Consider the following 13,783-nt stretch of genomic DNA (forward strand, 5'->3'; position numbering starts at 1 on the left):
ATGTCCCCACGTCGTGTGAAAGCCCTCGTCGTCGGAGCCGGTATAGGCGGCCTCACCTGCGCCGTCGCACTGCGGCGGGCCGGCCTCGACGTCGCGGTGTACGAGCGGGCCGGTGAGCTGCGGGCCGCCGGATCCGGACTGTCGGTGATGAGCAACGCCCTCACCGCGCTCGCCACCCTCGACATCGATCTCGGCCTGGCCCAGCGCGGGCGGATCGCCGAGTCGTTCACCATCCTCGACCACCGCGGGGAGCTCATCCGGGATCTGCCGTTCAAGGAGGTCTGCGACAAGGTGGGCGCGCCCAGCGTCTGTCTGAGCCGCCCGGACCTGCAAGCAGCCCTGCTCGGCCAGGTGGGGGACACCCCGGTGCACCTCGGCGCCACCGTCACCGGCTTCGAGACCGACGACACGGGCGTCACCGTCCGCCTGGAGGACGGGCGTGCGGTGCGCGGCGACCTCCTCATCGGCGCCGACGGCTTCCACTCGGCCGTCCGCCGGCACCTCGTAGGACCGGACGAGGAATCCCAGGACAGCGGCTACGTCTGCTGGCTGGGCCTCGCCCCCTTCCGGCACCCGTCCCTCGCCCCGGGCCATGTGCGCCACTACTGGGGCAGCGGACAGCGCTTCGGTCTCATCGACATCGGCCACGGCCGCTACTACTGGTGGGGCACGAAGAACATGCCCGCCTCCGAGTCCCACGACTGGCACGGCACCAAGGACGACATCGCCCTGGCCTACGCGGACTGGGCCGACGAGGTCCGGGCGGTGATCGAGGCCACCGCGCCCGGGGACATCCTCGCCGTGCCCTCCCGCGACCGCGCCTTCCTGGAACGGTGGGGCGAGGGCCCGGTCACCCTGCTCGGCGATGCGGCCCACCCCATGCTGACCTCGCTCGGCCAGGGATCGGGCATGGCCATCGAGGACGCCGTCGTCCTGGCGCACACCCTCGCCGAGCCCGGCGCCACCGCGGACCTGCCGGGCGCCCTGCGCAGGTACGAGGACCGGCGGCGCGACCGCACCCGGGCGATGGTCGCCGCGTCCCGTTCGCTGAGCGACCTCGAACAGGCGGTGACCCCCGCCGAGCGGCAGGTCCGTGACGACTACTTCCGGCTGACGCCGCGAGCGGAACTCGCCCTGCGCAACGAGGAGTCACTGACCTTCCCCGGCGTCCGTCCCGGGGCCGCCACCACGGCGTAGCCGACCGGACCACACCGGAGAACGGCACCGCCCGGCCCGCGTCCGGGCGGTGCCGCCGCCGTGCCCGCGGTCACCGCACGGCCCTGAACACGACCAGGGTCCGCGTCTCGCTGCGGGCCACCCCGGCGAAGACCTGCCGCAGGGCGCTCTCGATGCGCCGCAGACGGTCGTCGGACAGCCGCAGCCGCCGCGCGATGTGTCCGGGGGCCACCCCGCCGTGCCAGGCGATCACCACGACTCCGCCGGGCCGCACCACACGGTGCAGCTCCCGCAGCCCGGCCTCCAGGTCGGGCCACAGGGCGACGTTGTTGACCGAGACGACCCGGTCCACGCTCTGATCGGCGAGTCCGGTGCGGTCCGCCGTGCCGAGGTCCAGCACGACCCGGCCGGCGCGGACCGCACGGCGGTTGGCCCGGACGGCGGCCCGCCGCATCTCCGGCGAGGGGTCCACGCCCCGGATGGCGGCGGCACCGGTCCGGGCGACCAGCAGCCGCACCAGCCCGCCGGGCCCGTAGCCCACCTCCAGCACCCGGTCCGCCGGGCGGACGTCCAGGGCGTCGAGCACCTCGTCCTGCGGGTTGGTCCACCGCATGAACCGCCCGGCGAGATGCCCGAGGACGCCCCTGGGGTGTGCGAACCGCGAGGTAACCGGCCGGCCCGTGGTCCACGAACGCAGATTGGTGTCCATATCTGCAGCATGGCGCCTCACCCCGGCACATATCGTCACTGACACCGGCTTCCGTTCACGCCGGGCGCCCGCCCCGGACCCAAGGAGTGCGCCATGAACCGGCCATCGACCGCCTCCGGCCGCCCGGACGCCCTGCAGCGGCGGCTGGGGCTCTTCGACGCGGTGGTGATCGGTCTGGGATCGATGATCGGCGCCGGGATCTTCGCCGCCCTCGCCCCGGCGGCGCACGCGGCCGGGTCAGGGGTGCTGCTCGCGCTCGCCCTGGCGGCGGTGGTCGCGTACTGCAACGCCACCTCCTCGGCGCGGCTGGCCGCGCGGTACCCGGCGTCCGGCGGCACCTACGTCTACGGACGCGAACGGCTCGGCGCGTTCTGGGGGTACCTGGCCGGCTGGGCGTTCGTGGTCGGCAAGACCGCCTCCTGCGCGGCGATGGCCCTGACCGTCGGCTCCTACGTGTGGCCGGCCCAGGCGCACCCGGTCGCGGTGGCCGCCGTGGTCGCGCTGACCGCCGTCGACTACGCGGGGGTGCAGAAGTCCGCCCGGCTCACCCGCGCGATCGTCGCCGTCGTGCTGGCCGTCCTCGCCGCGGTGGTCTGTGCCGCGCTCACCTCCGGTGCGGCGGACGCGGCCCGGCTGGACATCGGTGACGACGCCACGGCCCGCGGTGTGCTGCAGGCGGCGGGTCTGCTGTTCTTCGCCTTCGCCGGCTACGCGCGGATCGCCACCCTCGGCGAGGAGGTCCGCGACCCGGCCCGCACGATCCCCCGCGCCGTTCCGCTTGCCCTCGGCATCACGCTGGCCGTCTACGCCGCGGTCGCGACGGCGGCGCTGTGCGTGCTGGGCAGCACGGGGCTGGCGCAGGCCACCGCCCCGCTCGCCGACACGGTCCGCGCCGCGGGTCTGCCCGGTCTGGCGCCGGTGGTCCGCACCGGCGCCGCCCTCGCCGCCCTCGGCTCGCTGCTGGCGCTGATCCTGGGCGTCTCGCGCACCACACTGGCGATGGCCAGGGACCACCACCTTCCGCACGCCCTGGCCGCCGTCCACCCGCGGTTCAAGGTGCCGTACCGCGCCGAACTGGCCGTCGGCGCGGTGGTGGCGGTGCTGGCGGCGACGACGGATCTGCGCGGCGCGATCGGGTTCTCCTCCTTCGGCGTGCTGGTCTACTACGCCATCGCCAACGCCGCCGCCCGGACCCTCGCGCCGGGCGAGGGCGCTCCGCCGCGCCCGGTGCCGGTGCTCGGGCTGACGGGCTGTCTGGTGCTGGCCCTCGCCCTGCCGTTGTCCTCGGTGGTCTGCGGGGCGGCGGTGCTCGCCGTCGGCGCGGCCGCATACGGCCTGCGCCGTCTGCCCGCCGCCCGCCGCAAGAGGTAGCCCGGGAGCCGGGGGCGGGCGGCACCTCCGGAGAGCCACCGTCCGGGCACAGGGCGTGTGACAACCGTCTCAGCCCATACCAGGCGTATCCGTGCGACGATGACTTGTGATCAATTCCGGTTACACTGTTATCAGTTGAGTGCGCGGGAGAAAGGTGTTCCGCTCATGCTCAACTCATGGCTCTATCACGGCCTTGAGTGGGTGAGGTAAGCCCGACACGGTGGCGAATCCGCCGGCGCCGCATCCCACGCGCCTTGTAGTCCCCCACGATTGAGGATGCTGATGGTTCGTACTGCGTCGTCACCCGGAGGCTCATATTCCGGCTCCGTTGCGGCGTGGTCGGCACCCCCCGCCGTGACGGCCGTGGCGACGGCGGTCGCCGGGGCGCTGGTGCCGGGTGCGGCCACCGGGGCGGTGATCTGGTGCGGTGTGGTCGCCACGGGCATCCTCGCCGTCGTGTCGGCCGCGGCAGCACGGCGCAGCCGGGCCCTGACCGAGCTGCGTGCCGCGGCCGCCGAGCGGGAGGCCCTCCTCACCGAGCACCTGCGGCAGCAGGAAGCAGCGACGATCCGCCTGGCCGAACAGCAGCTGCCGGTGGCCGTCAGCCGGCTCCAGGAAGGCGAGTTCGCCGAGGACGTACTGCAGTCCCTCGCCGTCGCGGAGCACGAACTCAGCCCGCAGTTCCGGGCGGCGCACGAGGCGCTGCTGCGCTCCGTGGTCGAGGCGGTGCAGGCCGAGGAGACCATGCGCGACTCCGCGCAGCGCGGTGTGGTGAACGTGGCCCGCCGCGTCCAGGCCATCGTGCACCAGCAGGCGACGGACCTGCGCGTGATGGAGGACCGGCACGGCCAGGAGCCGGCGTTCTTCGCCGACCTGCTCCGGCTCGACCACGGCACGGCCCTGATCGGCCGGTTGGCGGACAGCATCGCCGTCCTCAGCGGCGCCCGGCCCGGACGCCAGTGGAGCAAGCCGGTACCGCTCTACAGCGTGCTGCGCGGTGCGATGTCCCGGATCCTCGACTACCAGCGCGTGGAGCTGCACTCCGTCGCCGAAGTCGCCGTCGTCGGCCCGGCCGTCGAGCCGCTCATCCACGCCCTGGCCGAGCTGCTGGACAACGCCACGCGGTACTCGCCGCCCAAGACCCGCGTCCATCTCACGGCGGTGGAGGTGCACATGGGCATCGCCATCGAGATCGAGGACGGCGGCATCGGCCTCAGCGAGGAGGCCCGCACACGGGCCGAGCGGATGCTGACCGAGGCACGGGCCGGCATCGACCTTAAGGACCTCGGCGAGTCGCCGCGGCTCGGCCTCGCGGTGGTCGGCCGCCTGGCGCGGGCCTACGACTTCCAGGTGTCGCTGCCGCCCTCGGCCTACGGCGGCGTGCGCGCCGTACTGACCGTCCCGAAGGCGTCGATCACCACGGCGCCCGCACCGGGCAGGGCGCACGGCATCGGCGCCTCCTCCGGCCCGCGCCTGGCGCCCCGCAGCCCCGCCGCGCAGGCCCCGCAGACCCCGGTGGCCGCGGCCGGCGCACCGAACGCACTTCCCGCGCCGCGGACCGCCACGGACACCGCCGACGCACTCGGCGCGGCCGGCCAGGACCGCGACGACGAGCGGCCCACCGTGACCGAGGTGACGGCCAGCGGCCTGCCCCAGCGGCGCCGGCGGGCCCCGAACCCGGCCCGCAAGACGGCCCCCGCCCGGCCGGGCCCGGCGGCGACGGCGCACGAGGAACCGGCGCCCGGCGTCTGGATGGCCGAGCTGCGCAGTGGTCTCTCCGGCGAAAGGCCGACATCGGCACCCGCCCGGACCAGCAACGACACGTCAGACAAGGGTGAGTAACCGATGTATCAGCGCGCGGACATGGACTGGATGCTCAAGGACCTCGCGGAGAGCGTCCCCCAGACCCGCCATATCGTGGTGCTGTCGTCGGACGGCCTGTGCATGGCCCGCTACGACACGTCCCCCGACACCGCCGACCGCCTCGCCGCCATCGGTTCGGGGCTGCAGAGCCTGTCCGTGGCGGTGGCCTCCGAATTCCCGCACAGCGACGGCCGGATGAGGATGGTCGTCATCGAGGTCAGCGGCGGTTTCATGTACCTGATGGCCGCCGGCGCCGGGGCACACCTGGCGGTGCTGGCCGACGAGGGCGTCGACGCGGGGCTCGTCGGACAGTGCATGCGCGACCTGGTGGCACGGATAGGCGCCCATCTCACCAGCCCGCCGCGCACCGACGGACAGATGGCGTGAGCGAATCCGATCAGGACTGGGACGAGGGCGCTCCTGAGCGGTTGTACGTGATCACCGGCGGCCGGGCCGGCGACGAGGAGCAGGTCCGGCTCGACCTCGTCACGCTGATCGTCTCCCTGGAGGAGTCGCAGCCCGGTATGCAGCCGGAGCACGCCGCCATCCTCCGGGTCTGCCGGTCGCCGCTGTCCGTGGCCGAGATCTCCGCGCACCTGGGGCTGCCCGCCAGTGTCATCGGCGTGCTCCTCACCGACCTCCTGGCCGAAGGGCGGGTAGAGGCCCGTGCGCCGGCCGCGAAACTCCCCGACATAGCACTGATTGAGGCGGTTATCGATGGTCTCCAGAAGCTCTGACACCGTCACGGAGCCTCGGCACGAGGACCAGCTGCCGTCCTCGGCCTCCTCGGCGGTCAAGATCGTGATCGTGGGCGGGTTCGGCGTCGGCAAGACCACTCTCGTCCGTTCGGTGAGCGAGATCAGACCGCTGACGACCGAAGAGACGATGACGGAGGCGAGCACCGGCGTCGACGACGTCTCGGGGGTGGAGCGCAAGACCGCGACCACCGTGGCCATGGACTTCGGCCGGATCAGCCTCAACGAGGAGCTGGTCCTCTACCTCTTCGGCACACCCGGCCAGCAGCGGTTCTGGTTCCTGTGGAACGGCCTGTTCGAAGGAGCGCTCGGTGCCGTCGTCCTGGTCGACACCCGGCGCCTCGAAGTCAGCTTCGATGTGATCGGCCGCCTGGAGGAGGCCGAGGTGCCCTTCGTGGTCGCCGTCAACGCCTTCCCCGACGCGAGTTCGTACCCCGTCGAGGAGCTGCGCGGTGCGCTGGACCTGCCGGAGCAGGTGCCGATCGTGGTGTGCGACGCCCGCCAGCGGTCGTCGAGCCGGGACGTCCTGATCACACTGATGCGCTACCTGCGCTCCTTCGTCCACACTTCGGAGCCCCAGTGACCGCCAACCACACCGAGCACGGCACCACCGCTCACCTCGCCCCGCCACCGGGATGCCCGGCGCACGGCCGTGCCCCCGAGGCACTGCTCCGGCTGCACGACGCCGATGTCCAGGCCGACCTCGCCGGTGCGCACGAGAACCTGCGCGCCCAGTACGGCCCGGTGGCACCGGTACTGGTACACGGCGACCTCCCGGCCTGGCTGGTCCTCGGGCACCGCGAGAACCTGGAGATCCTGCGCACCCCGAGCGTCTACTCCCGCGACTCCCGTCACTGGCGGGCCATGGCCGAGGGGAGGGTGCCCGCCGATCACCCGCTGGCGCCGATCACGTTCTGGCAGCCGCTGTGCGTCTTCGTCGACGGCGAGGAGCACAAGCGGCTGCGCGGCGCGGTCACCGACAGCCTGGGGAGCTTCGAGTCGCGCGGCATCCGGCGCCATGTCACCCGCTTCACCCATCAGCTGGTCGACGGGTTCGCCGCCACCGGACGGGCCGATCTGGTGGGCCAGTTCGCCGCCGAGCTCCCGCTGCTCGTCATGACGCAGCTGTTCGGCATGCCGGAGGAGCACGGACCGAGCCTGGTGTCCGCCGTCCAGGACGTGCTCAACGGTACGCAGACCGCCGTGGCCAGCAACGACTTCATCACCCGGACCCTCCAGCAGCTGGTCGAGCGCAAGCGTGCGCACCCCGGCCACGACTTCCCGTCCAAGCTGATCGAGCACCCCGCGGGCCTCAGCGACGACGAGGTCCGCGAACACCTGCGGCTCATCCTCACCGCGGCGAACGAGACCACCGTCAATCTGATCGCCAACGCGCTGCGCATGGTGCTCACCGACCCCCGCTTCCGTGCCCACCTCACCGGCGGGCATATGACTCTGCCGGACGCGCTGGAGCAGGTCATGTGGGACGAGCCGCCGATGATGACGCTGCTGGGGCGCTGGGCGACCAGTGACACACAGCTGGGCGAACAGGCCATCAGGGCGGGGGACATGCTGCTGCTCGGCCTGCGGGCGGCGAACGCGGACCCCGCGATCCGCCCCGATCTGTCGGCACCCGTCCACGGCAACCGCTCCCACCTGGCCTTCAGCGGTGGTCCGCACGAGTGCCCGGGTCAGCACATGGGAAGGGCGATCGCCGACACGGCGATCGACACGCTGCTCACCCGGCTGCCGGACCTCCAACTGGCCGTGCCCGCACACGAACTGGAGTGGTCCTCCTCGCTGATGTACCGCCACCTCACTGCGCTGCCGGTGCAGTTCACGCCGGACCGCCGATAGCCGCGCGCCTACCTTCCGCGATGCCCCGTGAGCGGGCGCCTCGTCGGACACCCCCGCCCGGGTGCCCGACGAACCCCGCTCATGGGGCATTTGGCATGTGTGGAGGGAAGAGCCGTGGTCGATGGTGACCATAATTACGCCATGGTTTGACGCCAAACTTGTCTTGAAGCGATGTCATAGTGGGCAGTGATGCCGCAGAGCACAGATGGGGCATATGAGCAAGACGGCTCGCCGAGGCTCCCGTAAAGGAAGGCATCACGTGCCCTGGCCGCACATAGCGCACCTGATCCAGGTCTGCGGACCTCCCCCGGCGTTGCCCCCGAGCTCATCCGACGAGTTATGCGCGGCGGATGCGGCGCCGCGCACCGACGGCCCCGTACGCCGGCCCCAAGGGTGTCGCGCGGGCTCGAACTGACCCCGCCCGTGGCCCGGAAGCACCCGGTCCACGCCCCCGGGCCCCGGCGGACACCGCCCCACGGCCGCTCGGAACCCGTCTGCCCCCGCATCGCTCCGGCGCACCGGACGCCACGTCCCCGGCGCTCCGCTGCCCCCCCCGCATGAGCCCATTCCCCCCGTGTGGAGCTTTGATGAACACCAGCATGCCCGTCGCCGCCACCTGGCACGGCACCTCCGCCCCCACCCCGCAGGGCGCCTCCCTGCCGGCCCTCCTCGCCCGCCGGACGGCGCTCACCCCCAGGAGCCCCGCCGTACGGGACGGCGAACGGACCTACTCCTACTGGGATCTGGACCAGTGGTCGCAGTCCGTTTCCAGGGCGCTGCACGACCGGGGCATACGCAGAGGCGAGGCCGTCGCCGTCCTGGGCGCACGGTCCTGGGAAGCGACGGCCACCATGGCCGGCATCCTGAAGGCGGGCGCGGTCTGCGTCCCCGTGGACGCCCACCACCCCTCGGCCCGGTCGGCCCAGATGCTCGCCGACGCCCACGCACGGCTGGCCGTCGTCCTCCCCGGGCACGACTCCGCGGTGCCCGCGGACGGCGGACCGGCCGAGTGGGTCGACTTCGACACCCTGATGCAGACCCGCCCCGGCCCCTTGGGGGACAGCCCGACCGCCGTGGAGCGCGGTCCCGAGGACAGCGCCTACATCCTGTTCACCTCCGGGACGACCGGCCGCCCCAAGCCCGTGGTGTTCCCGCACCGCGCCGTGGCCCGGCTCGCCGCCGGGGCGAACCCCTGGTGCGCGGGACCGGGCAAGCGCGTACTGCAGACCTTCGGCCTCTCCTTCGACGGCGCCCTCTTCGAGACCTGGGCCACCCTGATCAACGGCGGCTGCCTCGTCGTGGCCGAGAGGGACGTACTGCTGGACACCGACCGGCTGCAGTCGCTGATCCGCAGGGAGGGCATCACCCACGCCTTTCTGACCACCAGTCTGTTCCACCACGCGGTACGCACCCGCCCCGCGATCTTCGGCTCCCTGGACATGGTGCTGATCGGCGGCGAAGCCATGAACCCCGGTCTGACGGCGGCGGTGTGCGCGGCCGGGCGCCCCCGCCACCTCATCAACGGCTACGGCCCGACCGAGGGCGGCATCATGGTCACGGCCCACGACGTCGACCACGTGGCGCCCGGCGCTTCCGCCATCCCGATCGGGCGGCCGGTGGCCAACAGCAGCTGCACCCTGCTGCGCGCCGACGGCAGTCCGGCCGGCTTCGACGAGGAAGCGGAGATCTACATCGGCGGGGAGGGCCTGGCCCTGGAGTACCTCGACCGGCCCGCCGAAACCGCCCGCGCCTTCGTCACCCGGCACACCCCCTCGGGCGAGACCGTCCGCCTCTACCGCAGCGGCGATCTGGGGCGCCGGCGCCCCGACGGCACGCTCGAATTCCTGGGCCGGGCCGACCGGCAGGTCAAGATCCGCGGCTTCCGGGTCGAACTGGAGGCGGTGGAGGCCCTGTTGCGCCGGCACCCCGACGTCGCCGAGGCCGCGGTGCTGGTCAGCGACCACGACGGCATAGGCAAGGGGCTCACCGCCTTCGTCACCCCGGCGCACCCCGACGCCGTCCCGGACCCGGCGGCACTGCGCACCTACCTGTCGGACCACCTGCCCCCGCATGCGCTGCCCGCCCCCATCACCCCCCGGCAGCAGCTGCCCCTCACGGCCAACGGGAAGATCGATTACGGGGCGCTGGGCGCCCCCGCGCCGGCCGGCACCCTCCCGCGCGCAGCCGGTACCGAGGCCGCCGCCCACGGTGGCGACGCCGTCGCGGAGATCTGGGCCGAGGTGCTCGGCGCACCGGTGTCCGACGCCACCGACTTCTTCGCCGCGGGCGGCAACTCGCTGCTGGCGGCCCACACGGTCACCCGCACCCTCGCCGCCCTCGGCCTCCCGGCGAGCGGCTTCGCGCCACTGCTCCAGCGCCTGCTCGCCACCCCCACCCTCGCCGCGTTCCGCTCGGCGGCCCGCTGCTCGTCCGCCGCCCAGGACGACCGCACGGAGCCGGACTACGAGGCCGAAGCCCGCCTGGAGCCGCTGCCGCCCGTCGCCGCGGCCCCGTCACCCCGGCCGACCCGGGCCCGCCACATCCTGCTCACCGGCGCCACCGGCTTCGTCGGCACCTTCCTGCTCGAACGGCTGCTGAGGGACACCGACGCCACCGTCCACTGCCCCGTGCGCGAGAGGGACCAGACGCGGGCGATGCGCCGGATACACGAGGCGATGGCCCGCTACGGCCTCCGGCTCACCGCCCCCGGCCGGGTCCGTGCCATACCGGCCGACCTGGGCCGTCCCGCACTGGACATGCCCGCCGCCACCTTCGACCGGCTCGCGGACACCGTCGACCTGATCGTGCACAACGCGGCACACGTCAACTTCCTCTACCCCTACCGCCAGTTGCGGGCCTCGAACGTGGCGGCGGTCCGCACCCTCGTCCAGCTGGCGGCCCCGCGACGCATCCCCTTCCACTACGTCTCCACCACGGCCGTGTTCGCCGGATGCGGTGTCGGCGGCGTACGGCACGTCGACGAGAGCAGCCCGCTCAGCCACCCCGAGCTGCTCAGCATGGGCTACCCCGAGACCAAGTGGGTGGCCGAGCGGATGCTCGGCCACGCCGCCGGCGCCGGGCTGCCGGTCACCATCCACCGCCCCTACGAGATCACCGGTCACAGCCGTACCGGCGCCTGGAACACCACCAGCGCCATCTGCGCCGTCTTCGACGCCATCGTGCGGATGGGACTGGCGCCCGCGGTGCCGCTCCCGCTGGATCTCGTCCCCGTGGACGCCGTCACCGACGCCATCGTCGGCATCGCCACCCGGCTCCCGCACCTCGGCGGCGTGGTCCATCTGACCAACCCCCGGCCGGGGAACCTCGGCGACATGGTCGACCGGATGCGCTCCGCCGGGCACCGCATCGACGAGGTCGGCTACAAGGAGTGGACCGACGCCCTCGCCGAGCACGTCCGGGCCCACCCCACCGCGCCCATAGCGCCGTTCACCCCGCTCTTCCTCACCCAGGCCAAGCAGGCCGGCTTCAGCGTCAAGGAGATGTACTTCGACACCGTCTTCCCCGAGGTGCGGCGCACCCGCACGGACGAGGTGTGGCCCGCGTGGCGCGCCTCCTGCCCGCCGGTGGACGACGCGCTGCTGGACCGCTACCTCACCTCCCTCACCCGCGACGGCCTGCTCCTCGGCCGCCCCTGACGCCTCCGCACCCGGGACCGGCCCTCCCCGTACGCGGGCGGGCGGCCGGTCACGTGGTGAGGCCGTTACGCGACGACGTCCCGTGGCGGCTTGCCGGCCAGGTGGTCCGCGACGTTCTGCACGGCGGCCAGGGCGATGCGGACCAGCGTTTCGCGGGTGACGCCCGCGACATGCGGGGAGAGGACGACGTTCGGGGCCTTGAGCAGACGCAGCGCCGCCGTGGGCGGTTCGGGGTCGAAGACGTCGATGCCGGCGCCGGCCAGGGCACCGGAGGCGAGGGCGTCCGCCAGGGCGTCCTGGTCGATGAGGGCGCCGCGCGCGGTGTTGATGACGAACGCGGTGGGCTTGAGCAGCGCGAGGCGCGCGGCGTCCAGCAGGTGGCGGGTCTCGTCGGTGAGCGGCGCGTGCAGGGTGACGTAGTCGGACGTGCGCAGCAGTTCGTCCAGGCCCAGATGGCGGGCGCCGCCGAGCCGGGCCTCGGTCTCCGGGTCGACCGGCTTCCGGCCGGTGTAGACGACGGTCATGTCGAACGCGACGGCGCGGCGCGCCACTTCCCGGCCGATCCGGCCCAGGCCGATGATGCCGAGGACCTTGCCGGACAGTTCGGTGAGGGACTGCCGTAGGCGCGGCAGCGCCCAGTCGGCCTCGGTCAGCGCGGTGTGGGCCGGGACGAGTTGCTTGGCGAGGGCGAGCATCAGGGCGAAGGTCTGCTCGGCGACGTTCTGCCGCTCCGCGCCGCTGGAGCCGATGGTGCAGACCGTGACGCCCCGGTCGCGGGCGGCGGCCAGGTCGACGTAGTCGAAGCCGTGGCTGGCGCACTGGACGAGCTCCAGGTCCGGTGCGGCGGCGAGGTGTTCGGCGGTGACCGGGCCCAGGCCGGTGACGATGACGTGGGCCCCGCGCAGCGCTTCGGGGTCCTCGTCGGCCGTCTCGACGACGGTGACGCGGGCCTGTCCGGGGAAGACCGCGGCGAGGGCGGTGCCGGCGGCGCGTCCGCCCACGTGCGGCGAGACGACGGCAAGGACGTTCTTCGTGGCCGGGGCGGTGGCTTTGGCGGTCATCGGGCTTCCTCGATGAGGTCGTCGGCGGTCGGTGTGGTGGGGCGGGAGTGGCCGGACAGGGCCAGGGTGAGGTCGAACTCGGCGAGCAGACAGCGGATGACGTGCTCGACGCCCGCCTGGCCGTCCAGCCCGAGCCCATAGGCGTAGGGGCGTCCCACCAGCACCGATCGCGCGCCCAGCGCGAGGGCCTTGAAGATGTCGTCGCCGGTGCGGATACCGCTGTCGAAGAGCACGGTGAGCCGGTCGCCGGCCGCCGCGGCGACCCGGGGCAGCGCGTCCGCGGCGGCGACGGAGCCCGCCACCTGGCGCCCGCCGTGGTTGGAGACGACCACCCCGTCCACGCCGGCCTCGGCGGCACGCAGCGCGTCGTCCGGGTGCAGGATGCCCTTCAGCACGATCGGGCCGTCCCAGTTCTCGCGCAGGAACGCCAGGTCGGGCCAGGTCTTGGCGGGGTCGGCGAACATCCCCACGAAGTGCTTCACGGCCGCGTTCGGGTCCTCGTGCACCGGCTTGGCCAGCCCCGCCCGGAACGCGGGGTCGCTGAAGTAGTTGGCGGTGCCCACGCCGTGCAGGAACGGCAGATAGGCCTGGTCGAGATCGCGCGGGCGCCAGGCGAGCAGCGGAGTGTCGAGGGTGACGAACAGCACGCGGTAGCCGGCCGCCCCGGCCCTGGTCAGAAAGCTCCTGGTGACCTCGCGGTCCTTCGCCCAGTACAGCTGGAACCACCGTTCACCGTCCCCCATCGCCTCGGCGACCTGCTCCATGGGCGTGCTGGACGCGGAGGACAGGATGTAGGGAACACCCTGCGCCGCGGCGGCCCGCGCGGCGGCGCGCTCGGCGTCCGGATGCATGATCGACAGGACGCCGACCGGTGCCAGCGCGAGCGGCGCGGGCAGCGGCCGCCCCAACACCTCGACGGACAGGTCGCGTTGGTGCACATCGCGGAGCATCCGCGGGACGATCCGCCGGCGGGCCAGCGCGGCCCGGTTGGCGTCGGCGGTGCTGCCGGTGCCCGCACTGCCCGCCACATAGCCGACCGGACCGGGGCCCAGCCGCTGCTCGGTGAGCTCCTCCAGCCGGGTCAGATCGGTGGGCAGCCGTGGCACGGTGCCCGTCATGCCGTCGAGATAGATCTCGTACTGGAAGTCCGCCCAGTGCTTCGCCATCCGTACGTCCCGCCTCTCGTCGCTGAGACCGCGTGCTCCACCGAGATCCTGGCGACCGTGACCCCGTTCGTCCACCGTGCGGCACATCCGGCACACAAGACCCGGCATTCGGCATACAAGACCCGGCAGGGACGCCAACAGGCGGACCCTCGGACGGCCTTCGCAGCCG

11 protein-coding genes are annotated in these 13,783 nt (G+C 73.1%); 8 read left to right on the plus strand and 3 right to left on the minus strand.

Annotation, left to right across the window (positions count from 1 at the left end; genetic code table 11):
* Complete coding sequence (locus tag ACWD6P_RS04105; protein ID WP_451442443.1) at positions 1-1,197, plus strand: FAD-dependent monooxygenase; 1,197 nt, start codon at positions 1-3, stop codon at positions 1,195-1,197.
* Positions 1,198-1,267: 70 nt separating this feature from the next.
* Here the strand turns inward: ACWD6P_RS04105 and ACWD6P_RS04110 are convergent, their stop codons facing one another.
* A complete protein-coding gene (locus ACWD6P_RS04110) occupies positions 1,268-1,885 on the minus strand; it encodes a class I SAM-dependent methyltransferase (RefSeq protein WP_451442444.1) in 618 nt (205 codons plus the stop codon).
* Between the two features lie 93 nt (positions 1,886-1,978).
* Here ACWD6P_RS04110 and ACWD6P_RS04115 point away from each other — a divergent pair, with 93 nt between their 5' ends.
* From ACWD6P_RS04115 to ACWD6P_RS04145, 7 genes are all read left to right on the plus strand, one after another.
* Positions 1,979-3,256, plus strand: coding sequence for an APC family permease (locus tag ACWD6P_RS04115; protein WP_451442445.1), 1,278 nt, complete (start codon positions 1,979-1,981; stop codon positions 3,254-3,256).
* A gap of 282 nt (positions 3,257-3,538) precedes the next feature.
* Complete coding sequence (locus tag ACWD6P_RS04120; RefSeq protein ID WP_451442446.1) at positions 3,539-5,098, plus strand: ATP-binding protein; 1,560 nt, start codon at positions 3,539-3,541, stop codon at positions 5,096-5,098.
* A gap of 3 nt (positions 5,099-5,101) precedes the next feature.
* Positions 5,102-5,506, plus strand: a complete 405-nt coding sequence (locus ACWD6P_RS04125; protein WP_451442447.1) for a roadblock/LC7 domain-containing protein — start codon at positions 5,102-5,104, stop codon at positions 5,504-5,506.
* Complete coding sequence (locus ACWD6P_RS04130; protein WP_451442448.1) at positions 5,503-5,856, plus strand: DUF742 domain-containing protein; 354 nt, start codon at positions 5,503-5,505, stop codon at positions 5,854-5,856. The genes ACWD6P_RS04125 and ACWD6P_RS04130 overlap by 4 nt, the downstream gene beginning before the upstream one ends.
* Positions 5,837-6,457 (plus strand): GTP-binding protein, encoded by a 621-nt coding sequence (locus ACWD6P_RS04135; RefSeq protein WP_451442449.1) that lies wholly within the window; start codon positions 5,837-5,839, stop codon positions 6,455-6,457. The genes ACWD6P_RS04130 and ACWD6P_RS04135 overlap by 20 nt, the downstream gene beginning before the upstream one ends.
* Complete coding sequence (locus ACWD6P_RS04140) at positions 6,454-7,731, plus strand: cytochrome P450 (RefSeq protein ID WP_451442450.1); 1,278 nt, start codon at positions 6,454-6,456, stop codon at positions 7,729-7,731. Before ACWD6P_RS04135 ends, ACWD6P_RS04140 begins: the two co-directional genes overlap by 4 nt.
* A 587-nt stretch (positions 7,732-8,318) precedes the next feature.
* Complete coding sequence (locus ACWD6P_RS04145) at positions 8,319-11,387, plus strand: non-ribosomal peptide synthetase (RefSeq protein ID WP_451442451.1); 3,069 nt, start codon at positions 8,319-8,321, stop codon at positions 11,385-11,387.
* A gap of 65 nt (positions 11,388-11,452) precedes the next feature.
* Here ACWD6P_RS04145 and ACWD6P_RS04150 read toward each other — a convergent pair whose 3' ends face one another.
* Both ACWD6P_RS04150 and ACWD6P_RS04155 read right to left on the minus strand, forming a co-directional pair.
* A complete protein-coding gene (locus ACWD6P_RS04150; protein WP_451442452.1) occupies positions 11,453-12,448 on the minus strand; it encodes a 2-hydroxyacid dehydrogenase in 996 nt (331 codons plus the stop codon).
* Positions 12,445-13,614: a lactate 2-monooxygenase gene (locus tag ACWD6P_RS04155; RefSeq protein WP_451442453.1), complete on the minus strand. Its 1,170-nt coding sequence runs from the start codon at positions 13,612-13,614 to the stop codon at positions 12,445-12,447. Before ACWD6P_RS04155 ends, ACWD6P_RS04150 begins: the two co-directional genes overlap by 4 nt.
* Positions 13,615-13,783: the final 169 nt, after the last annotated feature.

This window comes from Streptomyces sp. NPDC002446 (genome assembly GCF_053595675.1).